Source organism: Sinomonas halotolerans (assembly GCF_039615075.1).
GTDB lineage: Bacteria > Actinomycetota > Actinomycetes > Actinomycetales > Micrococcaceae > Sinomonas > Sinomonas halotolerans.
Genome location: NZ_JBDFRB010000004.1, coordinates 228,568 through 250,582 on the forward strand (window position 1 = coordinate 228,568; position 22,015 = coordinate 250,582).

A 22,015-nucleotide genomic window follows, 5' to 3' on the forward strand; every position below is an offset into this window, starting at 1 on the left:
TCACACCCTCCCCAGATGTGCGCCGAACAGCGCGGGGTTCAGCGGGATGCCCAGTTCCGAGAAGCGCTCCGTGAACCGCGGCCGCACGCCCGTCGGGATGGGACGGCCGAGGAAGCGGCCGCTGGCGTCCACTCCCGCGCTGTAGTCGAACACGAACGCATCCTGGAGCGTCACCACCTCGCCCTCCATGCCCTGGACCTCGGTCACGTGGGTCACCCGGCGTGTGCCGTCCCGAAGGCGCGTGAGGTGCACGATGAGGTTGACGGCGGACGAGACCTGCTCGCGGATGGCCCGCAGCGGCAGGTCCATGCCGGCCATGAGCACGAGGGTCTCGAGGCGCGCTATGGCGTCCCGGGGCGTGTTCGCGTGGACCGTGGACAGTGAGCCGTCGTGGCCCGTGTTCATGGCCTGGAGCATGTCCAGCGTCTCCCCGCCGCGCACCTCGCCGACCACGATGCGGTCCGGCCGCATGCGGAGGGAGTTCCTCACGAGATCGCGGATGGTGATGGCACCCGCGCCCTCGAGGTTGGGCGGGCGGCTCTCGAGCCGGACCACGTGCTCCTGTTGGAGTTGGAGCTCCACGGCGTCCTCGATCGTCACGATCCGCTCGGAGGCGGGGATGAACGAGGACAGGACGTTGAGCAGCGTGGTCTTGCCCGTTCCGGTTCCGCCAGAGACGATGACGTTCAACCGCGCCTGCACGCACGCTTGAAGGAGCTCCGCCATGTCCGGGGTGAGCGAGCCGAGCTCGATGAGCTTCGCGACGCTCAGTGCCTCCTTGGAGAACTTCCGGATCGTCAGCGCCGCACCGTTGACGGCCAGCGGCGGGATGATCGCGTTGACACGCGAGCCGTCCGCCAGGCGCGCGTCCACGAGCGGTGAGGACTCGTCGATGCGCCGGCCCACACGGGAGACAATTCGCTCGATCACGTGCCGGAGCTGCTCCTCGGAGTCGAACACCGTCTCGGTGACGAACAGCTGGCCGTTGCGCTCCACGTACACCTGGTCGGCCCTATTGACCATGACCTCGGTCACGCTCGGGTCGTCGATGTACCGCTGGATGGGCCCCAGGCCCAAGACATCGTCCATGACCCCGTTGATGAGGCGGTCCCTCTCGCTCGAGGTCAGCGGCACCTGCTGCTCGCTCACGACAGTGCGCAGTTCGCTGCGCACGTAGGCGTGCAGCTCCTCCTCGCTCAGGGTCGAGTCCGCGATCCGACTCCCCACGTTCTCGTAGAGCTCGGCCGTGACCTTCTCCTTGAGCTCCCGCAGGGCTTGAGTGGCCTTGACGGGGCCGAGGAGCCCGATCGCCGGTTCCGCACTGCGCGCCTCGGCGTCCGCGGCCGCCTTCGCCTCGACACGGACGGAGAGGGTCGAGGGAGTGCCCGGCGCGTCGCCAGTCTCGCCAGCTGGCCCGTCGGCCGCCGCGGCAGGTGCCGGGCCGGCCGTTCCCTCGGGGTGCCCGCTGGCCGGTGCGTCCGCCCGGTCGGGATCCCCCCACGGATCCCGACCGGACGTGCCCGACGCCGAGTGGGCTGGCCGCCGCAGGTGCGTGCCGTCGTCGTTCGCCGACGCAGCTGGGGCCGTGACGCCCTCCGCTGCCCGGGTCGCCTGGAGTCTTTCGAAGAGGCTCACTGGAACACCGCCCTTCGGTGGAGCTGCTTGTGGTCGCGCTGCTCCCAATGGGGCTTGAAGCGCTCCACGAGCGTGGAGAGCCCCCGGGCAGCCTGGTCGCGCAGGCCGTCGGCAAGCGCCGGGACCCCGCGGTTGGTGGCGAGCGGAAGGTTCTTGGAGCGGGGGAGGACCAGGTCCACGGGGATGCCGAGGGTCGCCTCGACGTCCTTGACCGTGATCCCGGACCTCTTGTCCGCCATGTTCAGCACCACGTGCCGGTGCTCGGGCAGGAGCTGGAGCTCGCTCAGGATCTCCACCCCGGTCTTGAGCCCCCGCACGCTCGGGATGTCCATGCCGCACACCCACACGGCGTCCGTCGCATGGTCGAGGACCGCGAGGACGTGCTCGCCGAGTCCAGGCGACGTGTCGATCACGATGTACTGGAATTCCGACGCGAGGTGCTTGATGAGGTCGGAGACCTTCGCTGCCGAGACGCGGTCCGCGTCGGCCGGGTTCGTCGGCGCGCACAGGGCGTACGCTCCGCTCGCGTGGTGCACGAGGTACGTCTTGAGCGAGAGGGGGTCCATCGGTCCGCTCACAGCGTCCACGATGGTCCTGTCAGGTTTGAGCGTGAGGCCCGTGGCCACGTCCCCGAACTGGAGGTCCAGGTCCACGATCACCACCGAGAGCGGGGCCATCCTGCCCAGTCCGACCGCGAGGTTGGTGCTGATGGTCGTCTTGCCCACGCCGCCCTTGGGGGACATGACCGCGATGACGCGGCCGCGCCCCGTCTCGAGCGGCGACTCCGGGACGGGCGAGGCCGCGAGCCGCGTGGCGGCCGCCGAGAGCGCCTCCTCGAGGCGTTCGCGCAGGCCGTCCGCCGGCAGGCCCGGCGGCACGAGGTCACGGACTCCGGCGTGCATGGCCGCGAGGGTCAGGTCCGGATCCGGGTCAGCGGCGTAGACGACGCTGACATGGGGGTACCGCACGTCCACGGCGGCAGCGAAGGCCATGACCTCTTCCGCCCTCAGGTCCGGTCCGAGGAGGAGGACCTCGAGCTGGTCCCCCACGAGCTGGCCGAAGACCTCGTCCACGGTGCCGGGGAGGAACGCCACGGGGAAGGACTGGATCGTACCGGGGAGGCTCGCCGTGGCAAGCCGCACCATATGGTCGTACTCAGGATCCGCTGTGATCAGGGCGAAGCGGCTCATCGGAACACCTTCGTCCGGTCCAGGACTCCTCCGTTGTTCTCCTTCGCCCCAGCCGGTTCCTTCGAGAGGTACACCTTGCCGAACTCGGAGGTGAAGACGATGCGCTCGGCGTCCGCGGCCGTGCGGGCCAGGGTGACGAGGTACTCGCCGGTGTTGGTGCTCGTCGACTTCGAGCCGCCGAGCGCCCCGGAGCTCTTCTTCTCGGTGTCCGGGGCGGGGGCATCCGCGTTGTTCGGCGCCGCGGCACCGGTAGCCAGCTGCACGCCGGTCACGAGGACCTTGTGGTAGCTCAGCTGGGTCTGGTCGGGATGCCTGTTGTCCTTGGGCAGCGAGAGGAACACGCCCACCGTGTCTCCGGCAGAGAGTGTTCCGCCCACCACGCGTTCGATCGGGAGGCGGACGGTCACTTCCTGCAGGCCCGCCGGCACGTCCACGCGGCCGGGTGTCTGCAGGGCGGCGGGCTCGACGAACCGGGAGGCGAGGAGCTCCTCGCCCGGCTCGAGGTCTGCGGAGAGCGCCTTGCCCTTGAGGCTGGACAGGTCGGTGACGGCATTCTCGGCGATGGCCGCCTTGGGCAGGGGCCGCTTGACGATCGAATCTCCGAGGCTCTCAGCCCGGGTCCCAGCCGCTATGGGCTTCTGGACGACGTACACGTCCTGGGTCTCGGTGCTGGCGAAGGCGCGTCGGTCGGCGCCGTTGACGTATGTGATGAGCAGGACGGTGCCGATGATTGCGACAATCACTGCGGCCACGCCTCCCAGTAGGCGGGTCCTCACGGGAGTCTCCTTAGTCGATGAGCTTGTGATAGGTGGTGCCGTAGTTGCCGCCTCCCAGCTGCCAGGATTCGAGGGACTCGAACCTGACGAAGCGGCCGATGACACAGCGCTCGCTGCCCTGGCAGTTGACACCGGAGGGGAGCGTGGACGGGATGTAGGTGTACGGGCTGCTGCCCGTACCGCTGAACTTCCAGGCGACGACCTCGAGGGTGCCGTAGCCGAGGATGTGGAACTCCGCAGAGTTCCCCTGGTAGGCGGCATAGTCGAAGATCGGGAAGGGGACCTCGACCTTCTCTCCCGCCTGGATGGTGGCGAGCCACTCATTGAGGACCGCGGCGCAGTCGCCGGGGTCGTTGCCGGGGTCGGACCCGATGGTCTCGTCCACGGCCGTATCGGCCTGGCAGGGAGCCGACTCCTCGAGCCAGCCCCATCCTCCGGAGACGGACTGCCCACTCGCGTTGCGTGTGCATGTCATGTCCGTCGTCGACCCGGCGTTCTTGCCGTTGCCGGGCTTGTACGAGAATTCCTGGAGGTCGCCGGACGGGGCACCCTCGGTGAGGTCGAAGCACGTGTTGGACAGCGCCAGGGGGAAGCTCGAGCCTGCCCCGGGGTAGCCCCACTCTGCCGTGGCCGAGGCGTCGACCTGGGCGGTGAGCACCCCGAAGACCGGGGCGAGGATGAGCGGGAGCCCCGAGGTCGGCGTCGAGGTCTGGACCGTCACCGTGGTTGCGGACGGGAAGGTGATGGAGGCCGGAACGGCCGAGCCGTTGTTGGAGTTGGCCGGCGTGTACTGGCCGGCGAGCCCCCCGCTCGAGCCGGTGCACGAGGCCGGGTTGTCCGCGCAGTTGGCTGCGATGGCCAGGGCCGAGGCATCGGCCCCGTTCTGGAGCTGGGCTTTTTCCGCTCCGATCCGCCCGATGTCCACCGCCAATGCGCCAGCGGAGATGAGTGCGATCATGAGCAGGCCGACCATGATGGCCACGGCGCCGCGCTCGTCGCGCGGGCCGACCCTCTTCGTCAGGAAACGTGTCAGCCGCCGCATCGCATGGCTCCTACTCCTGTGAGGTTCACCGGGCCCCAGCCGAACCAGGATCCGGTGAGGAGGTCGAGCTGGCCTGTCACGGTCGAGGTGACCTGCGCCTCGGGCGCGCAGCTGCCGGTGGCGACGGCGATCGTGTAGCCGGCCGCGACGGCCTGCGCGGCGCTCGATGCTTGGCCGGGGTCGTCCTTGATGGCCATGGTGCGCGCGGCCTCGCGGGCGGCATTCGAGAAGACGATCTGGGCGTTGTAGATGCGCCCGAACTCGATGATTCCGAAGAGGAGGGTGAGGAGGAGGGGCAGCACGAGCGCGAACTCGACCGCCACGGCGCCGCGTTCCCGCCTCCGGTGGTGTACAGACATCTGTCCCCCTGGTGTCTAGCCCGTGTGGGAAGAAAGGGAAGGGGCGGCGGCCCCAGCGACCGCCGCCCCTGAGGCTCAGAGAGCGCCTTCGACCGTCGTGAAGAGGCCGTTGAGGGCGACGCCCACCGCGGTGACGGTCGCGATGATCGCCACTGCGATGAGGGAGACCATGAGGCCGTACTCGACCGCGGTGGCGCCCTTCTCCTTGTCCGTGCGGGTGATGTCGTTCCAGAAGGAGAGGAGGGTGGTGAGGAACTTGTCCATTGTCTTGATCCTTACTAGCTAGGTGCTGGTCAGCCGGCCCGGTTCTCCAGGTCCTCCGGCTGCGAAGCCATCTCGCCGGCCCCCGCATTCAGCGCCGTCGGGCTTCACGAGAAAAAGGATTCTCCTCCGGCGCCGGAGGTTCTACACCGGAGGGTACTCGTTTTTTGTACACATGTTTGGTATGAAACTACGCGGTTCCGGTATGCGTGTACTCAGGTGGCCCGCTTTGCCCCGGCGGGCCGGGCGCGGTACTCTTGATAGTCGTTGTGCGTGTCCTACCTCGATGGTGCGCGCCGCGGGAGTGCCCAGTTGCAGGGCATCAGCTCCCGCGGTGCATTCGAGACGCTGGGATGACTGGTCTGGGAGCCCTCACCTCTGGTCCGGTAGCGCACCGAAGAACGGGGTGTATCTCACCGGCGCCCCACCAGACCAAGAAACGAAGGCAACTTACTGTGCGTACGTACACTCCGAAGCCCGGCGACGCCGATCGTCAGTGGCACGTCATCGACGCCACCGACATCGTGCTGGGTCGTCTTGCCAGCCAGACCGCAACGCTGCTGCGCGGGAAGCACAAGCCGACCTTTGCGGCCCACATGGACATGGGCGATTTCGTCATCATCATCAACGCTGACAAGGTGGCCCTCACCGGCGCCAAGCTCGAGCAGAAGCGCGCCTACCGCCACTCGGGCTTCCCGGGCGGTCTGACCTCGGTCAGCTACGCGGAGCTCCTCGAGAAGAACCCTGTCCGCGCGGTGGAGAAGGCCGTCAAGGGCATGCTCCCCAAGAACAAGCTCGCCGCGGCGCAGCTGTCCAAGCTCAAGGTCTACGCGGGCCCGAACCACCCGCACGCTGCCCAGCAGCCCAAGACCTTCGAGATCACCCAGGTCGCCCAGTAGTCCTGGCCACTAGTCAAGAATTCACCAAGGAGAACACTGTGGCTCAGAACGAAGAGCAGAACACCTCGGTCGAGGAGAACCTCACCAGCTACACGTCCGAGAGCACCCCGGCCACCGAGACGGTCCAGCGGGAGCGCCCGGCCCTCACGGTCTCCGGTGCCGCTGTCGGCCGCCGCAAGGAGGCCGTTGCCCGCGTCCGCGTCATCCCCGGCTCCGGCCAGTGGACCATCAACGGCCGCACGCTCGAGAACTACTTCCCGAACAAGCTGCACCAGCAGGAGGTGAACGATCCCTTCAAGCTCCTCGACCTCGAGGGTGCCTATGACGTGATCGTCCGCATCCACGGCGGTGGCCCCTCCGGCCAGGCCGGCGCTGTGCGCCTCGGCGTCTCCCGCGCGCTCAACGAGATCGACGTGGAGAACAACCGTCCGGCCCTCAAGAAGGCCGGCTTCCTCACCCGCGACGCCCGCGTCGTGGAGCGCAAGAAGGCCGGTCTCAAGAAGGCCCGCCGCGCCCCGCAGTATTCGAAGCGCTGATCCCAGCCCTTCGCAGGAAGGCCCGTCCCGCATCGCGGGGCGGGCCTTCCGCGTTATGCGAGTACACGCCGGTGGCGGGCAGGTAGTCCGACGTCGATACTCAGGCCGGTCTCGTGGGTAGCCGCAGCGCATTGCGCATTTTTCAAAACGGATGTTATTGAGTACGGGGGAAGTGGTGTCGCTGCGGCCTGCCGGGTCTACCGTCGTTCTATAGCCCTTCGCCGCCGCGCAGCTGGCGGGAGCGGTGGGGGTGGGCGCCCGGGAGGCTCCGATGGGGGAGCGCCTCTCAGGCATGACGGGTCCGTTGGGGCGGGCCTGCAGGGTGGCCGTCCGCGCCGGGGAGCGGGCGGCCCCGCCACCGAGCCAGGACCGGTGACAGTCCTCCAGGATCGGTGGCCACTTCCCCGGCCGAGGCCTCGGCCGCCCGAGGCACAACACCCCTGGGGGGACATCATGAGCAATCAGTCCATCGCCCACCGGCGCGCGTTCGCGCCACTCCAGCAGCAGGGTGAGGCAGAGCAGGCTGTCCTGTCCTGGGGCCATTCCGAGACGGAGGGCGGCCCAACCCTCCTCCACTCGGGCGGTGCCCCCTTCGCGGGAGCCGGCGGATTCGGGGAGGTCGGACAGACGCTCCGGGCCCTCGGAGAGCATCTCGAGGAGCTCAGCGCCGGGATCGAGACGCTGCGCGCCCTCGGAAGCCATGCGGCAGCTGCCCCCCTCCACGCCGCGGCCGTGGGGGAGGCCGGAAGGGTGCTCATCCTCCTCGACTTCGCCCGCCTCGGCGCGCGCCTGAGGGCGCGGGCCGCCCAGCACTGGGCCGACCCGCTCGCGAGGATCGCCTACGCCGCGGTCAACAGCAGCTCCCCGGAGGACCTGAACGAGGTCCGCCGGATCATCCTGCTCCTGCGGAGCCAGGCCGAGGAGCAGCGCGCCCTGGACCCGGACCTCGAGCAGTGGTTCCGGCTGGTCCGCTTCGCCTCCGGGGCCGGTGCCTTCGGCCACGTCCCCCACGGCTTCGGGGCCGAGGACCCCGTGGGTGCCGGCCGCCGCTGGCCGGGCGCCCGCGCGATCCGCCTCGTGCTCGCGATGCACCGCCTGGGCCTCCTGACCCCCGCCGGCGCGCGTGCGACCGCGGACGTCTGGGGACCGACGTCGTCCGCCAGCCCTTCCGCAGGCGCCGCCCATGCCGCGGGCGCGGCCAGCGGCGCGGGCGCGGCCAGCGCCCCGGGCACGGCGAGCGCTCCGGCTGCGGCGCGTCTCGCTGGTCTCGGCTGGGAGGACGTGTGGCGCCTCAACGCGGAGGTGCTGGACCGCGCGGCGCCGGAACCGCTCCTCACCGGTGACGCGCTGTGCGAGGCCGTCCGCACGGTCCTGGACCACTGGGCGTTCCCCGTGCTGGGACTGGACCTCTCCCCGGCCCCGCGGCTCCTCACACGGCACCGGCACCGGCAGGCGCGCCGCAGCGCGCCGCGGCATCCGTCCCGGCACTGCCTCCATGTGACCGTTTCGGCACGCAGTGTGCAGGAACCGTAGACTTGGCCGGGTGACTAGGCTCTTCGGTACTGACGGCGTCCGTGGGCTGGCCAACGGCCTCCTCGACGCGCAGCTCGCTCTCAGGCTCTCCCAGGCGGCAGCAGTCGTCCTCGGGCACCGGCAGGTGGACAACGGCGGGCGGCCGCGCGCCGTCGTCGCCCGTGACCCCCGCGCCTCCGGCGAGTTCATCAGCGCCGCCGTCGAGGCGGGCCTCGCGAGCGCCGGCGTGGACGTGTTCGATGCCGGGGTCCTCCCCACGCCGGCCGCCGCGTATCTTGTCGCGGACCTGGGCGCAGACTTCGGCGTCATGATCTCCGCGAGCCACAATCCCGCGCCGGACAACGGCATCAAGTTCTTCGCCCGCGGAGGGCACAAGCTCCCCGACGAGGTCGAGGACGCGATCGAGGCCGAGCTCGCGAACGAGCCGCTGCGTCCCACCGGGGCCGAAGTAGGCCGCATCCAGCGTTTCGCCGACGCCGAGGACCGGTACGTCGTCCACCTCCTCACCACCCTCCCGCACCGGCTCGAGGGCCTCACCGTGGTGCTGGACTGTGCGCACGGCGCCGCGTCCGGCTGCTCGCCGCAGGTGTTCAAGGACGCGGGCGCGAACGTCGTCGTCATGGGCGCCGACCCGGACGGGCTCAACATCAACGACGGCGTGGGCTCCACCCACCTCGAGAAGCTGCAGGCCGCCGTCATCGCCCACGGCGCGGACCTCGGGATCGCCCACGACGGCGACGCGGACCGCTGCCTCGCCGTGGACCACGAGGGCACGGTGGTGGACGGCGACCAGATCATGGCCATCCTCGCCCTCGCGCTCAAGGAGGCAGGGAAGCTGCGCGACGACGTCCTCGTGGCGACGGTGATGAGCAATCTGGGCCTCAAGATCGCACTCCGCGAGGCCGGGATCGGCATCCGCGAGACGGCCGTGGGGGACCGGTACGTGCTCGAGGAGATGCGCGCGCACGGCTTCTCGCTCGGCGGCGAGCAGTCGGGCCACGTGATCTTCTCCGACTACGCCACAACCGGGGACGGCGTGCTCACGGGCCTCCAGCTCGCAGCGCAGGTGGCCAGGACCGGGCGCACGCTCAAGGACCTCGCCGCCGTCATGACCCGACTCCCGCAGGTGCTCATCAACGTCAAGGGCGTGGACAAGGCGCGTGTCGGCGCGGACGACGGCGTGGCCGCGGCTGTCGCTGACGCCGAGGCCGAGCTGGGGGAGACCGGGCGCGTGCTCCTGCGCCCCTCGGGCACCGAGCCGGTCGTCCGCGTGATGGTCGAGGCCGCCGACGAGGCGACAGCGCAGTCCATTGCGGACCGCCTCGCGGGCGTGGTGCAGAGCCAGCTCGCGCTCGAGACGGCGTGAGGCTGCGCGCGTAGGGTGGGGCCGCGCTGGCGGAGCCGCGTAGGGTGGAATCCATGCTGAACGGATTCAAGGACTTCATCATGAAGGGCAACGTGGTCGACCTCGCCGTGGCCGTCATCATGGGCACGGCCTTCGGTGCAGTGGTGGACGCACTGGTCAAGAGCGTGCTCATGCCGGCCATCTCCACCCTCGTGGGACAGCCGGACTTCAACGACTTCCTCGCGTTCGGGGACATCCGCTTCGGAGTGTTCCTCACTGCCGTGGTCAACTTCCTCCTCATTGCCGCCTCGATCTACTTCGTGATCGTGATGCCGATGAACCACATGATCGAGCGCCGCAACCGCAAGCTGGGCATCAACAAACCCGAGGCCCCGGTGGATCCGCAGGTGGCGCTCCTCACCGAGATCCGCGACTCGCTCCAGGCCCGTCAGCACTAGGGGACGCGAGATGGGGACAGCGGCAGCTTCTCGGGACTGGGGCCTCGCCTCGGTGTTCGCGCGCAAGTACCCGCTCGTGGCGAAGGCAGCGCCCTTCCTGCTCTGGGTGCTCGCGCTGGCCGCCGTCAGGCAGGTGCTGGTGCACCTCCTCACCGACGGCACATGGGGGCAGGACTCGCACGCGTACTGGCTCGCCGCCCAGGAGCCGCTCGAGTACGGCCGCATCCCCGGGCAGAAGGACGCCTACCTGTACTCGCCGGCGTTCGTCTACGCGATCAAGCCCCTCGCGCTCCTGCCCTGGCCGGCGTTCAGCGCCGTCTGGACGCTCCTCATCGCCGCCCTCGCCTTCTGGCTCGTGAGGCCGCTCCCGGTCCGGTTCGCGGTCCCGGTCTCCCTCATCTGCCTGTCCGAGCTCGTGGTGGGCAACATCTACCTCATGCTCGGGGCGGCCGCGGTCCTGGCCGTCCGTGCACCGGAGGCCTGGGCGTTCCCCATCCTGACCAAGATCACCACGGGAGTCGGTGTCCTCCGGGACGTGGCCCGGCGCGACTGGAAGGCCGTGGCGCGGGCCGTGGGGGCGACCGCGGCGATCGTCCTCGTGGCCGCGGCCTTCAGGCCCCACGCGTGGACCGACTGGATCAGCTTCCTCCTCGAGAACCGTGATGAGACCCCGGACAGCACGGCCAGCTTCTACCTGCGCTGTGCAGCCGCCATAGCCTTGAGCCTCTTCGCCGCCAGGAAGGGGTGGGCATTCCTGCTTGCCCCGGCGGTCATGCTCGCGGCCCCCGTCTTCACCGGCCCCCTGCCCCTCATGACCCTGGTGGCAGTCCCGCGCCTGCTCCTGCTCGACCCGCCTCCCCGCAGTGCCGCCCTGGACGGCGCAGCTGCCGAGGGCCCCGCGGCAGGGGCCCACCCGGAGGCCCGTGGACCTCAGGGCACGGAGGGCTCCTAGGCCGCGATCAGCTCGACGATCCCATACGCACCCGTGTCGATCACGCGCCCCGGACGGAAGCCCGCGGCCGCGCCGAGCGCCTGATGCTCGGCGGCGGAACGCTGCCTGCCCTCTGTCTGGGCGAGCATTATGACATCCGAGATGGACACCGGGAACGCCGCGGCATTGGGCTCCTGGAGCCACTCGAGGACCAGCACCCTGGCGCCCTGCCCTGAGGCGGCCGGACCGGCCGCGGACCGCACTGTCCGCAGGATCCGCAGGCACTGCCCGTCGTCCCAGTCATGGAGCACGTCCTTGAGCAGGTACACGTCCGCTGCCGCGTCGAACCCCGTGAACAGGTCCCCCTCCACCGCCCGCACCCGCCCGGCCATGCCCCGACGCGCGAGGTAAGCCCCGGAGGCGGCGAGGGGGCCGGCCTGGTCCACCAGCACGCCGTCGAGCGCGGGACGGGCGGCGAGGACCTCGGCGAGCATGGCGCCCACGCCACCGCCCACGTCTGCGACCGTCCCCCGCTCCGGCCACGGGTAGGCGGCCACGATGAGCGGGGCAGCCATGAGGGTGAGCTCCCGCATGGTGCGCGCGAACCCGGCCTCCTCATCCGGATGCTCGGCGAGGTGCTCCCAGATTGAGCGTCCCGTGGCCGCGTTGAACGCGGGGAGGCCGTCGCGGAGGCTCTGGGGGAGGCGCATCGCGCCCTCGAGCACGGCGCGGGAAGTGGCGTAGCGGATCCAGCCGGCCATCGAGTGCGGGTGGTCCTCGAGCAGCAGCTCCCCAGTGCGGGTCAGCGTGAAGCGGCCGTGCCGGTCCAGCCGCAGGAGCCCGTAGACCGCGAGGCCGCGGAGCACGCGGTGGACTGTGTCGGCGTGGAGGCCCAGCTCGTCCGCGATCTGGGCGGCGGTGCGCGGGCCGGCCGCGAGGGGTTCTGCGAGGCGCGTGTGCACCGCAGCGCGCAGGAGCATGGTGGCCGCCATGGAGCCGGAGACCTCGAGGAACCGTGCCCTGGGCGGCTTGAGAACGGCGGATGCGCGGTCCAGCGCGGCGCTGACGCGCTGGACCGCACGGACGGCGGCTGGCGGCGGGGTGCGCATGCGGCCCAGCGTACCGTCCTGCTCGTTATGGAGGCGGGGGCCGCGCGCGGCGGCGCCGACACGCCGCAGGCGGCCGGCGTGGGGGACGAAGACGAGCACGGACACACCGCGCCGGTCCGCCGCCTCCGGAAGACGTCCCGCGTCGGTGCAGAAACCGAGTACTGGGTGCCGCCCCTGCAGGTAGTCGCGGGCGAAAGACGCGTACCCGCTGCGGCAAGTCAGGTGGTGGCCCGAAGCGGCACGGGCAGAGTGCGCCCGTAGTTTTGAGAGCACTTGATTTTCTAACTCCACCTAGAGCGCAGATTCCGAGGGGGAACCATGCAGCCCATCCCAGTCCGCCTCACCAGACGGCTCGCCGGCGCCGTGCTGATCCCTGGCATTGTCACGGGTTCATTCTTCATGGCCGGCCCGTCCAGTGCGGCTCCGGAATCCGGCGCGGCCATCTGCAATGGGGTGGTGAACCAGCTCGCCCACCGGGGCAACGTGCAGGCCAATCTCCTCAAGGCCGCGGCCCGCAGGAACGCGACGCTCGTCTCGCAGCTCCAGTCCGAGCAGACTGCGCTGCAGACGACGGCGGACTCCCTGGCGGCCCAGATTGCCGAGGGGGAGCAGGCCGTGCAGGCACTGGACCAGGAACTCGCCCAGCTGGACGCTGGGATCGTTGCTGTCGAGGCCGAGCTGGCAGCCCTGGCCGCCGAGAAGACCGCTGCGCAAGAGGAGGCTGCCGCGGCCGGAGCCGCCCTCGAGGACCTGAAGGCCCAGCGTGCGGGTGTCGAGGCGCAGCTCGCCCCTCTCCTCGCCCAGCAGGCCGACGCCCAGACGGCCTTCACCGAGCTCTCCGACCGTGCTGCCCAGCTTGAGGCCCTAAAGACCGAGACCGAGGGGCAGCTCGCCTCTGCCCAGGCCGAACTGGCGACACTAAGGTCGCAGGCTGAGGCGGCCGCGGGGGCGCTGGCGGCCAAGAACGCCGAGATTGCCCGGGCCGAGGACGAGCTCGCGGGACTGACTGCGGCCGCCGAGCAGGCGGCCGCGGATGCAGCAGCGGCGGCGGATGCCGTCGCAGCCGCCGAGGACGAGCTGGCGCGGCTCGAGGCGCTCGGCACGGCCGCGCAGGAGGAACTGGACCAGCAGAGGGCGGACGTTGCCGACGCCCGCACGACGCTCGCGGGTCTCGAGGAGGCCGCGACGGCGGCAGCCGGTGCCGTCACCGCCAAGGAAGCCGAGATCGAGCAAGCCCGCGCAGAGCTCGCCGTGCTCGCAGACAAGGCTGCTGCCGCGGCTGACGCTGGGGACGCCAAGGAGGCGCAGATCGCCGAGGCCCAGGCCGAGCTCACTGCGCTCCAGTACCAGGCTGCGCAGGCCGCGGCGGACCTCGCAGCCAATCAAGCGGCGATCACCGCCCTCGCGGCGGACATCGAGAGCCTGCAGTTCCAGATCGACGCGAAGGAGTCCGAGATCGCGGCCAAGGAGGCCCAGCTGGCGCAGGCCGAGGCGGACCTCGCGGCACTGCAGTCCCGCAAGGCCTTCCTGGAGTCCGAGATCGCCCGCCTGAGCGCCATCAAGGACAACAGGGACGGCGGCAAGAAGGAGCGCGAGGCGCAGATCGCCGCCTACCAGGCCGAGCTCACCACCGTGAACACGCAGATCTCGGACAAGACGACCCTCATCAGCGGGCTCAATGGCGACCTGGAAGCGCTCCAGTCAGCGGTATCGGCCCTCACCGGCCAGCTGCAGGCCAAGCAGGCCGAGAGCGCCGCCCTGCAGAAGGATGCGGTGCCCCTCCAGGACGCCGTCACGGCAACCAACACCAGCGTCGCTGCGAAGGAAGCGGAGATCGCCGCACTCCAGACGCAGCTCTCGACTCTCCGGGACGCTCTCACCGCGGCCGATGCCGACGTCGCAGCGAAGCAGGCGGAGCTCGCTGGGCTCGAGTCTGAGCTTCCGGCGCTGCAGCAGGCCGCTGCGGATGCTCAAGCGGCAGTGACGGCCCAGACCCAGGTCGTCGATGGCCTCGAGGCCGAGCTGCCAGGGCTGACCGAGGGCCTCGAAGCGGCTCAGGCGGAGGTCACGGCGCAGAAGGACATCCTCGCAGGCCTCGTCGCTGCGTCCGACCAGGCCGCTGCCGACGCCGCCGCAGCCGCAGCCGCGGTGGATGGCAAGAAGACCGAGATCTCCTCGCTCCAGGCGGACGTCCCCGCACTCCAGCAGGCGTACGACGCCGCTGCCTCCTCCGTCGCGACGAAGGAGGCCGAGGTCGCGGCACTCGACGCGGAGCTCGACCGGCTCACGAAGGAACTGGCTGAGGCCAACGCCCAGATCGCGGCGAAGGAGGCCGAGATCCTCGCGCTCCAGGATCGGGTGGCGCCCCTCCAGGCGCAGCTCGCCGCGCTCGAGGGCGAGATCAGTGCCACCGAGACCCGTCTCCAGACGCTCCAGGCCCAGATCGCATCCCTCGACGGCAAGATCGTAGAGGCGCAGAACACCCTTCGCACGCTGACGGCTCAGAAGAAGGCCAACCGCGACGCGGTCGCGGCGCAGGCGGCCATCATCACGGCCCTCCAGGCTGAACTCGAGAAGGCCATGGCGGCGGTCCGCGCGATCGACCCCCAGATCCAGCTCGGCGGCTGCGTGGCATAGGCGAGCAGGAGCTGACGCGCTCAGTACCCCGGCCCGGCACCGGCAGGGTCATGCCGCGCCACTGCTGCGGGCGAGGAACTCCTGGCCGCGGGCGACCTGCGCCTCCATGGAGCCCTGCGCGGCCAGGGCGAGGGCCCGCTGGGCTGCGTCGAGCGCGTGCTCCGTGCGGCCCGCGGCCCAGGCGGCCCCGGCGACGGCGAGGAGGATCTCGACGTCCAGCCAGTGGTACGAGTCGGTGACCCGGCGGCACAGCGCCGCCGCGTTCTCCATCCAGGCCAGCGCCGTCACCGGGTCCCCCGTGGCGAGGTGGGTCAGGCCCACGGTCTTGGCTGCGAGTCCCTCCCAGCACGGGTCCTGGATCTGCCGGGCCAGAACGAAGGTCGCCTCGGCGGCCTCCCGCACGTCCACTGGGTCGCGCCCCTGCACGAGGCCGATGTGGCCCATCCACGCCTCCGGCCACGGCCTGAACGCGGTCCACCTCTCCGAGGATGCCACCCGGCACGAGCCCTGCGCCCACTCCGCAGCCTCCTCGAGCCGTCCGAGCGTGTAGAGGCTGCGGGCGCCCAGTCCGAGCACCCAGGCCTCGCGGCGGGCGGCCCCAGCGCTCCGGCTCAGCTCGAGGGCTTGGCCGAAGCCCTCCGCAGCAGCGGCTGGGTCCCCGCCGTCGTGCAGGTTCATGGCCGCGAACCCGGCGATTGCCGCCCGCAGGGAGAGGTCCTCGCCCGCGAGCCCCTCGGCGGCGGCGAGGTTCTGGGCGGCGCTGATCCTCCGGCCGGCCTGCAGGTCCGTGTAGGCGAGCTCGGAGTATGCCTTCGCGGCGAGAGCCGCGTCCCCCGCGGCCGAGGCGCGCTCGAGGCCGGCGCTGAGCATCACGGCGCCCTCGTCGTCGTACCCGCGCACCGCATGCACGAGCGCCGTGCCGAGCTCGATGAGGCAGCGCGCCAGCAGCCGGGCGTCCCGGGCTCGCTCCGCCGCGTGGGTCGCCCCGCGCAGGCACTCGATGCCGGCGTCCGCGGCCCCGGCTGCCAGCGCGGCGAGCCCCGCCTCGCACAGGGACGTCGCGGTCGCGTGCTGCCCTATCCCGGGCACGGGCCCCGCGACGCTCGGGCGCGCCGCCGCACGGATGGCCGGCGAGGCGGTGACGCCGAGCTCCCGCGCGAAGAGCCGCTCGGAGGCTTCGGCCTGCCGGGCGGCGGCCTCCGCGTCTCCGGACTCGGCGAGCGCCTTCACGAGCAGCACATGGTGGCCCTCCTCGTAGGGCGCGCGGCGCACCATGGCGCCGGCAAGCGACACGGCGCGCTCGGCGTCGCGCGCCGAGATGGCCTTGAGCGTGTGCTGACGCAGTGCGGCGAGCAGCTCCCCGTCCACCCGGTGGCGCTCCACCGCCAGCCACGCGGCGAAGGCGGCGCCGGCGCCCGCATCGAGGCCCTCGAGGAACCGGCCCTCAGGCCAGGGCTCGGGCAGCCTTCCGCGGGCCAGCTCGCCCACGTCGAGCTCGAGGCCGGGCGTGCTCAGGGGCGGGAGCGGGTCGCCGCGGAAGGCCTCAGGAAGGCCGACGGCGCGGCGGAGCTCCGTGAGCGTCCAGCGTAGGGCGCCGAGCGGGTCGTCGGCCTCGTCGAAGAGCTCCTCCGCGAGGACGTGGCGGGGGATGGGCGCTGTGGCACGGGCGAGCCTGGCCAGCACCGCCCACGACTTGCGGCCGCGGGGTGCCGGCAGGGGGACGCCATCGCGTTCCAGAGACATGCTGCCGATCAGGCGCACCCGGAGCACACGGCCAACCTAGCAGGAGTCAGGCCGCGCGGACGAGGATGTGCGCGGCGGCGAGCGGGTCGAGCCGGAGCAGGAGCAGCTCGCGGCCGTGGGCATTGAGCGCGTGCAGGAGCAGTCCGTGGACGATCCCGAAGGCCCGTTGGCGGGCGATCTCGGTGCCGTCCCAGTCAACGAGCGCTGCGGCCGCTCCCGGGGCGGTGTCCCGCACGGCGGCGGCGAGGATCTCGAGCGCTGCGGCCTCGGAGCGGGTGCCCTCGGCGTCGATGCGCTGTGCGGTGGTGGTGAGGAGGTCGTTGAGTTCCATGCCTCCAGCATCCGCAGCCACCGTGTGAGCGCGCGGGTGAGCCCCGAGCGCTTCCGTGCGCTCCCGCTCGTTATGGATCTGGGGACCGCGCGCGGCGGCGCCGACACGCCGCGAAGTGGCCGACGGGAGGTCCCATAACGAGCAGGAGCTGACACGCGCAGCACCTAGGCCTGCTGCGCTCAGTACCCCGGCGCCGCCGGGAGCCCCAGGTACTCCTCGAGGGTGGCCACGCCCCGCGCGTGCATGTCCGCGGCCGCCTCGACCCCGATGTACCGCAGGTGCCACGGCTCGTAGTAGTAGCCGGTGGTCTCGTGGTGCCACCACGGGTACCGGATGATGAACCCGTACTCGTGGGCGTGCGCGGCTGCCCATACCCCCGCGGCCGTGTCCTTGAAGCACAGCTGCAGGGAGCACGCGCCTGTGGGAGCCGCGATGTCGAACGCGAAGCCGGTCTGGTGCTCCGAGTAGCCCGGCCGCGCCGAGGAAACGTCCGCGACGGCCTGCCCCTGCCGCGCGACCCACCCGTTGTACGTGGCCACCTGCGTCGCGTAGGAGCGATAGCCGCTCAGGAGGGCCATCGGCGCGCCGTCCGCGGCGGCGGCGGCGAACATCCGCTCCGCCGCCCGCGCCGTGACCGGGTTGAGCTGCACGTTCGAGGCGCCCGCGGCAAGCGGCACGGCGGGGGTCGTGAGGGGCGGCGCGTAGTCGAGCGGGACCAGCGGCCGCTTCTTGTTCACGACCACGAGCGGGCTCGTCGGGTCCCCCACTCCCGCCGAAGTGGGGGACTGGCCCGCCGAGGTGGGGGACTGGCCCGCCGAGGTGGGGGACTGGCCCGCCGAGGTGGGGGACTGGCCCGCCGAGATGTGGGTGCGCCCCGCCGTCGCCGAGGCGGACGACGCCGACGGCGGGCCGGCCGCCGTCGTGCTCGCCGCCGTCGTGCTTCCGGGAGAGGTGCTGGGAGCGGCGCCGCCCGAGCACGCGGTGAGCACGGACAGCAGCACCGCCGCCAGAACGAGTCCGCGCACGCGCACGAGTCCGCGCACCCGCACGGGACTACACCTTCCTCAGGAGCATGCGCCGGATCGAGTGGTCTGCGTCCTTGCTCAGCACGAGCTGCGCCCGCCCCCGCGTGGGCAGGACGTTCTGCAGGAGGTTGGGCTCGTTGATGCGCTTCCAGATGCTGCGCGCGGTCGTGATGGCCTCCTCGTCCGAGAGGGAGGCGTAGCGGTGGAAGTAGCTCTCCGGCTGGGCGAACGCCCCGGAGCGGAGCTTGAGGAAGCGGTGGACGTACCACTCCTCGATGTAGCTCGTCTTCGCGTCCACGTAGATGGAGAAGTCGAAGAAGTCGCTCAGGGCCAGGCCCGTCGTGCCGTCGTGCCGGGCGCGCGCGGGGGCGAGGACGTTCAGGCCCTCCACGATGAGCACGTCCGGCCGGCGGACCACCACCTCGCGGCCCGGCACGATGTCATAGGTCAGGTGCGAGTACCAGGGCGCCCGGACCTCCTCCGCGCCGGACTTGATCTCGGCCACGAAGCGCAGCAGCGCGCGGCGGTCATAGGACTCCGGGAAGCCCTTCCGCTCGAGCAGGCCGCGGCGCTTGAGCTCTGCGAGGGGGTAGAGGAAGCCGTCCGTCGTGACGAGCTGCACGTCCGGGGTGGAGGGCCAGCGGCGCAGCATCTCGCGCAGCACGCGGGCAATGGTGGATTTCCCGACCGCCACCGAGCCGGCCACGCCGATCACGAACGGGGTCCGCTGCGTGCGCTCCCCGAGGAAGGTGGTGGTGGCGGAGTGGAGCTGGCCGGAGGCCTCGACGTAGAGGGCGAGCAGGCGGGAGAGGGGGAGGTAGACGTCCCGGATCTCGCCGAGGTCCAGAGGGTCGCCGAGGCCGCGGAGGCGGTCGATGTCCTCCTGGTTGAGCGGCTGCTCCATGCGGTCCGCGAGGCGCGCCCACGTGGCGCGGTCGAGCTCGACGAACGGCGACGCACCGTTGCCCTCGAACTCGCTTCTCTCCAGACTCACCCTGAGATTCTGCCAACTGCGGCCCACATCACGAAATGAGCTGCGGGCGTGCGACGCCGGTAGGATGAGGCGCATGTGTGGAATCGTCGGCTATGTTGGCCGTGCTGAGTCGCGCTCCGGTGCGACCCACGGCGCCCTTGATGTCGTGATCGAAGGCCTGCGCCGCCTCGAGTACCGCGGCTACGACTCTGCCGGTGTGGCCGTGGTGGCCGACGGCGGGATCGAGTCGCGGAAGAAGGCGGGCAAGCTCGTCAACCTCGAGAACGAGCTCGCGGAGCACCCGCTCCCGGAGAGCCTGACCGGCATCGGGCACACCCGCTGGGCCACCCACGGCGGACCCACCGACGCCAACGCGCACCCGCACCTCGCGGACGGCGGGAAGCTCGCCGTCATCCACAACGGCATCATCGAGAACTACGCGCCGCTCAAGGCGGAGCTCGTGGCCAAGGGCGTGCAGTTCCTCTCCGAGACGGACACCGAGGTGGCCGCGGCGCTCCTCGGCGACCTGTTCCGGGGCGCGGCCGACGGCGACATCACCAAGGCGATGCAGCTCGCCGCCCAGCGGCTCGAGGGGGCATTCACGCTCCTCGCCGTGCACGCCGAGCAGCCCGGCGTCGTGGTGGCGGCGAGGCGGAACTCGCCGCTCGTCGTCGGCCTCGGGGAAGGCGAGAACTTCCTCGGCTCCGACGTGTCCGGGTTCATCGACTACACGCGCCGCGCCGTGGAGCTCGGCCAGGACCAGATCGTGACGATCACGCCGGAGTCATTCGTGGTGACCGACTTCTTCGGCAACCCGGCCGAGGGCAAGGAGTTCGAGGTCTCGTGGGACGCCGCCTCGGCGGAGAAGGGCGGCTTCGGCTCCTTCATGGAGAAGGAGATCCATGACCAGCCCGCGGCGGTGCATGACACGCTGCTGGGCCGCTCGGACGCCTCGGGCCGCCTCATCCTCGACGAGCTGCGGATCGACCCGGCCGAGCTGAAGAAGGTCGACAAGATCATCGTGCTCGCGTGCGGCACCGCCGCGTACGCGGGGCTTGTGGCGAAGTACGCGATCGAGAACTGGTGCCGCATCCCCACCGAGGTGGAGCTCGCACATGAGTTCCGGTACCGCGACCCGATCGTGGACGCGAACACCCTCGTGGTCTCCATCAGCCAGTCCGGCGAGACGATGGACACCCTCATGGCCGTCCGCTACGCCCGCGAGCAGGGCGCGAAGACGGTCTCGATCTGCAACACGAACGGCTCCACGATCCCGCGCGAGTCGGACGCGGTGCTGTACACGCATGCCGGCCCGGAGATCGCGGTGGCCTCCACCAAGGCGTTCCTGGCCCAGATCACTGCGGCGTACCTGCTGGGGCTGTACCTCGCGCAGCTGCGCGGGAACATCTTCTCGGGCCAGATCAAGGACGTGCTCGCGGACCTGAACAAGATCCCCGAGAAGATCCAGAAGGTCCTGGACTCCGCGGAGGAGCTCCGCGAGCTGGCCCGGAGCATGAAGGACGAGAAGTCCGTGCTGTTCCTGGGCCGCCACGTGGGCTACCCCGTGGCGCTCGAGGGCGCGCTCAAGCTCAAGGAGATCGCGTACATCCACGCCGAGGGCTTCGCCGCGGGCGAGCTCAAGCACGGGCCGATCGCGCTCATCGACGAGGGCCAGCCGGTCTTCGTGGTGGTGCCGTCCCCGCGCGGACGGGACTCGCTGCACTCCAAGGTCGTCTCCAACATCCAGGAGATCCGGGCCCGCGGTGCGCGGACGCTCGTGATCGCGGAGGAGGGCGACGAGGCCGTGCGCGACTACGCCGAGCACGTGTTCTACGTCCCCGAGACCCCCGTGCTGCTCATGCCGCTGCTCACGACGGTGCCGCTGCAGATCTTCGCGGCGGAGCTGGCCTCGGCCAAGGGCTACGACGTGGACCAGCCGCGCAACCTCGCGAAGTCCGTCACCGTCGAGTAGCCCCTTCCCGTTCCGGGTACACATAATTCCACCCAAGAGTGTTTCGGGTACGCATAAATCCACCCAAGAGCGTTTCGGGTACGCATAAATCCACCCACGAGCGTTCCGGGTACACATAACTCGGCCGGATCGGCATTTCGGGTACGAGCCCTTCCAAGGGTTCGTACCCGAAACCCGTTAAGCGCGCTTGCGATCGCCCCAGCCCCTGAGCCCGGGTCTCTGAGCTCAGATCCTCGGGCATGAGGCTCAAGATCCTTCGCCCCAAGAGAATTCCATTGGCCTTCTCGCTCCGTGGGGAAGCGCCTCGTACCCGAAACGCGCGGGGGTGGTTTTATGTGTACCCGAAACGCTCCAGGGGGCTTTTATGTGTACCCGAAACGTGGGTGAGGCGGGCCACGAGGGCAGGCGCCGGGTCCACCCCCAGCTCATCCCACAGGAGCCTGCGGAAGTCGCGGTAGCAGCGCAGCGCCGCGTACCGGTTGCCCTGGCTCAGATGGGCGGCGATGAGCGCCTCGGCCGCGGATTCGCTCAGCGGCTCCGCGGCGAGCGCGGCGATCCCCGCCTGGGTGGCGAGCGCGTGCTGCCCGGCCCCGGCCATCGTCCGGCACACGGCCTCGAGGGCCTGGAGGCGCAGCTGCCGGAACGAGTCCTGCGCGGCCGTGGCCCACTCCTCGTGCCACCCGGGCAGGAGGTCCTCGGACAGGAGCGCGATCTCCTCGAGGGTCGCATGCCTGCCTCCGAGGCAGGCCGCCGCGACCGCCCGCGCCCGGTGGAGGTCCACCTCGGCGTCCAGCACCAGGTCCTCGCCCACGCTCTCCACCCACCCGTGCGGCAGCTGCCACAGGGCCCGGCGCAGGTTCGCGCGCCCGTGCGGCTCGGGGACGTCGGGCCACAGCTGCTCCGCGGCGGCGCCCCGCGGGACCGCGGACTGGTGGGGGCCCGATTCGTGCAGGGCGAGGAAGGCGAGCACCCGCCGCGCCGGCAGGGCGAGGCGAACCATGGGGTAGATCCCCAGCCGCCCCACGACTGCCACCCGTCGTCGGGGCGGTGGCACCGGCTGACCCGCTTCAGCATCCATGGGCGCCCCCTCCTCCGGCACTATCGGCAGGCGGCCGCGGCTTGTCAAGCGGCTGGGACAGGGGCCGGGCACCGCGGGACGCTACCGGGACGTAGCGCGGACGCGGCGGCAATGGCGCACGACGCCGGCACGCACCTTCCGCGGACGTCCTCGCCCTCCGTGGGGGACGGCCCGGGTGGTGC

The 22,015-nt window shown here is 70.9% G+C and carries 20 protein-coding genes; 8 read left to right on the forward strand and 12 right to left on the reverse strand.

Annotation, left to right across the window (positions count from 1 at the left end):
- The 6 genes from ABCQ75_RS06760 to ABCQ75_RS06785 form a co-directional block, all read right to left on the reverse strand.
- Positions 1-1,635, reverse strand: coding sequence for a TadA family conjugal transfer-associated ATPase (locus ABCQ75_RS06760; protein WP_345884131.1), 1,635 nt, complete (start codon positions 1,633-1,635; stop codon positions 1-3).
- A complete protein-coding gene (locus tag ABCQ75_RS06765; RefSeq protein WP_345884133.1) occupies positions 1,632-2,825 on the reverse strand; it encodes a CpaE/TadZ family protein in 1,194 nt (397 codons plus the stop codon). Before ABCQ75_RS06765 ends, ABCQ75_RS06760 begins: the two co-directional genes overlap by 4 nt.
- The gene (gene cpaB, locus ABCQ75_RS06770) at positions 2,822-3,601 is read right to left on the reverse strand and encodes a Flp pilus assembly protein CpaB (RefSeq protein WP_345884134.1); all 780 of its coding nucleotides are present in this window, start codon (positions 3,599-3,601) and stop codon (positions 2,822-2,824) included. The genes ABCQ75_RS06765 and cpaB overlap by 4 nt, the downstream gene beginning before the upstream one ends.
- A 10-nt stretch (positions 3,602-3,611) precedes the next feature.
- Positions 3,612-4,643, reverse strand: coding sequence for a pilus assembly protein TadG-related protein (locus ABCQ75_RS06775; protein WP_345884136.1), 1,032 nt, complete (start codon positions 4,641-4,643; stop codon positions 3,612-3,614).
- Positions 4,631-5,002 carry a TadE/TadG family type IV pilus assembly protein gene (locus ABCQ75_RS06780; protein WP_345884138.1) on the reverse strand — a complete coding sequence of 124 codons (372 nt, stop codon included), beginning with the start codon at positions 5,000-5,002 and terminating at the stop codon, positions 4,631-4,633. The genes ABCQ75_RS06775 and ABCQ75_RS06780 overlap by 13 nt, the downstream gene beginning before the upstream one ends.
- 75 nt (positions 5,003-5,077) lie before the next feature.
- Complete coding sequence (locus ABCQ75_RS06785; protein ID WP_345884140.1) at positions 5,078-5,266, reverse strand: Flp family type IVb pilin; 189 nt, start codon at positions 5,264-5,266, stop codon at positions 5,078-5,080.
- Between the two features lie 452 nt (positions 5,267-5,718).
- Here ABCQ75_RS06785 and rplM point away from each other — a divergent pair, with 452 nt between their 5' ends.
- From rplM to ABCQ75_RS06815, 6 genes are all read left to right on the forward strand, one after another.
- Complete coding sequence (gene rplM, locus ABCQ75_RS06790; protein WP_345884142.1) at positions 5,719-6,162, forward strand: 50S ribosomal protein L13; 444 nt, start codon at positions 5,719-5,721, stop codon at positions 6,160-6,162.
- Positions 6,163-6,200: 38 nt separating this feature from the next.
- Positions 6,201-6,698, forward strand: a complete 498-nt coding sequence (rpsI, locus tag ABCQ75_RS06795; RefSeq protein ID WP_345884144.1) for a 30S ribosomal protein S9 — start codon at positions 6,201-6,203, stop codon at positions 6,696-6,698.
- 453 nt (positions 6,699-7,151) lie between these two features.
- Positions 7,152-8,231: a hypothetical protein gene (locus tag ABCQ75_RS06800; RefSeq protein WP_345884146.1), complete on the forward strand. Its 1,080-nt coding sequence runs from the start codon at positions 7,152-7,154 to the stop codon at positions 8,229-8,231.
- 10 nt (positions 8,232-8,241) lie between these two features.
- A complete protein-coding gene (gene glmM, locus ABCQ75_RS06805) occupies positions 8,242-9,597 on the forward strand; it encodes a phosphoglucosamine mutase (protein ID WP_345884147.1) in 1,356 nt (451 codons plus the stop codon).
- A gap of 53 nt (positions 9,598-9,650) precedes the next feature.
- Complete coding sequence (gene mscL / locus ABCQ75_RS06810) at positions 9,651-10,034, forward strand: large conductance mechanosensitive channel protein MscL (protein WP_345884149.1); 384 nt, start codon at positions 9,651-9,653, stop codon at positions 10,032-10,034.
- Positions 10,035-10,044: 10 nt separating this feature from the next.
- Positions 10,045-10,986 carry a glycosyltransferase family 87 protein gene (locus tag ABCQ75_RS06815; protein ID WP_345884151.1) on the forward strand — a complete coding sequence of 314 codons (942 nt, stop codon included), beginning with the start codon at positions 10,045-10,047 and terminating at the stop codon, positions 10,984-10,986.
- Here the strand turns inward: ABCQ75_RS06815 and ABCQ75_RS06820 are convergent.
- Complete coding sequence (locus ABCQ75_RS06820; RefSeq protein WP_345884153.1) at positions 10,983-12,074, reverse strand: methyltransferase; 1,092 nt, start codon at positions 12,072-12,074, stop codon at positions 10,983-10,985. The two genes, ABCQ75_RS06815 and ABCQ75_RS06820, sit on opposite strands and share 4 nt — an antisense overlap.
- A 318-nt stretch (positions 12,075-12,392) precedes the next feature.
- Between ABCQ75_RS06820 and ABCQ75_RS06825 the strand changes: the two genes are divergently transcribed.
- A complete protein-coding gene (locus tag ABCQ75_RS06825) occupies positions 12,393-14,711 on the forward strand; it encodes a coiled-coil domain-containing protein (RefSeq protein ID WP_345884157.1) in 2,319 nt (772 codons plus the stop codon).
- 48 nt (positions 14,712-14,759) lie between these two features.
- Here the strand turns inward: ABCQ75_RS06825 and ABCQ75_RS06830 are convergent, their stop codons facing one another.
- The 4 genes from ABCQ75_RS06830 to coaA all read right to left on the reverse strand — a co-directional run bounded on the left by ABCQ75_RS06830 (position 14,760) and on the right by coaA (position 18,804).
- On the reverse strand, positions 14,760-16,454 hold the full coding sequence (locus ABCQ75_RS06830; RefSeq protein ID WP_345884159.1) for an AfsR/SARP family transcriptional regulator: 1,695 nt from the start codon (positions 16,452-16,454) through the stop codon (positions 14,760-14,762).
- A gap of 46 nt (positions 16,455-16,500) precedes the next feature.
- The gene (locus ABCQ75_RS06835) at positions 16,501-16,785 is read right to left on the reverse strand and encodes a hypothetical protein (RefSeq protein WP_345884161.1); all 285 of its coding nucleotides are present in this window, start codon (positions 16,783-16,785) and stop codon (positions 16,501-16,503) included.
- A 179-nt stretch (positions 16,786-16,964) separates the two neighbouring features.
- On the reverse strand, positions 16,965-17,834 hold the full coding sequence (locus ABCQ75_RS06840; RefSeq protein WP_345884163.1) for a M15 family metallopeptidase: 870 nt from the start codon (positions 17,832-17,834) through the stop codon (positions 16,965-16,967).
- A 4-nt stretch (positions 17,835-17,838) separates the two neighbouring features.
- Positions 17,839-18,804: a type I pantothenate kinase gene (gene coaA, locus ABCQ75_RS06845; protein ID WP_345884164.1), complete on the reverse strand. Its 966-nt coding sequence runs from the start codon at positions 18,802-18,804 to the stop codon at positions 17,839-17,841.
- Positions 18,805-18,877: 73 nt separating this feature from the next.
- Between coaA and glmS the strand changes: the two genes are divergently transcribed.
- A complete protein-coding gene (gene glmS / locus ABCQ75_RS06850; protein ID WP_345884165.1) occupies positions 18,878-20,755 on the forward strand; it encodes a glutamine--fructose-6-phosphate transaminase (isomerizing) in 1,878 nt (625 codons plus the stop codon).
- Positions 20,756-21,086: 331 nt separating this feature from the next.
- Here the strand turns inward: glmS and ABCQ75_RS06855 are convergent, their stop codons facing one another.
- A complete protein-coding gene (locus tag ABCQ75_RS06855) occupies positions 21,087-21,755 on the reverse strand; it encodes an AfsR/SARP family transcriptional regulator (protein WP_345884166.1) in 669 nt (222 codons plus the stop codon).
- Positions 21,756-22,015: the final 260 nt, after the last annotated feature.

What these genes read in the sequence shown, in the direction of transcription:
- ABCQ75_RS06765 (WP_345884133.1), bottom strand. Translation starts at nt 2,825, where the DNA reads ATGAGCCGCTTCGCCCTGATCACAGCGGATCCTGAGTACGACCATATG.
- ABCQ75_RS06775 (WP_345884136.1), bottom strand. Translation starts at nt 4,643, where the DNA reads ATGCGGCGGCTGACACGTTTCCTGACGAAGAGGGTCGGCCCGCGCGAC.
- ABCQ75_RS06780 (WP_345884138.1), bottom strand. Translation starts at nt 5,002, where the DNA reads ATGTCTGTACACCACCGGAGGCGGGAACGCGGCGCCGTGGCGGTCGAG.
- ABCQ75_RS06785 (WP_345884140.1), bottom strand. Translation starts at nt 5,266, where the DNA reads ATGGACAAGTTCCTCACCACCCTCCTCTCCTTCTGGAACGACATCACC.
- ABCQ75_RS06800 (WP_345884146.1), top strand. Translation starts at nt 7,152, where the DNA reads ATGAGCAATCAGTCCATCGCCCACCGGCGCGCGTTCGCGCCACTCCAG.
- mscL (WP_345884149.1), top strand. Translation starts at nt 9,651, where the DNA reads ATGCTGAACGGATTCAAGGACTTCATCATGAAGGGCAACGTGGTCGAC.
- ABCQ75_RS06815 (WP_345884151.1), top strand. Translation starts at nt 10,045, where the DNA reads ATGGGGACAGCGGCAGCTTCTCGGGACTGGGGCCTCGCCTCGGTGTTC.
- ABCQ75_RS06820 (WP_345884153.1), bottom strand. Translation starts at nt 12,074, where the DNA reads ATGCGCACCCCGCCGCCAGCCGCCGTCCGTGCGGTCCAGCGCGTCAGC.
- ABCQ75_RS06825 (WP_345884157.1), top strand. Translation starts at nt 12,393, where the DNA reads ATGCAGCCCATCCCAGTCCGCCTCACCAGACGGCTCGCCGGCGCCGTG.
- ABCQ75_RS06830 (WP_345884159.1), bottom strand. Translation starts at nt 16,454, where the DNA reads ATGTCTCTGGAACGCGATGGCGTCCCCCTGCCGGCACCCCGCGGCCGC.
- ABCQ75_RS06835 (WP_345884161.1), bottom strand. Translation starts at nt 16,785, where the DNA reads ATGGAACTCAACGACCTCCTCACCACCACCGCACAGCGCATCGACGCC.
- glmS (WP_345884165.1), top strand. Translation starts at nt 18,878, where the DNA reads ATGTGTGGAATCGTCGGCTATGTTGGCCGTGCTGAGTCGCGCTCCGGT.
- ABCQ75_RS06855 (WP_345884166.1), bottom strand. Translation starts at nt 21,755, where the DNA reads ATGGTTCGCCTCGCCCTGCCGGCGCGGCGGGTGCTCGCCTTCCTCGCC.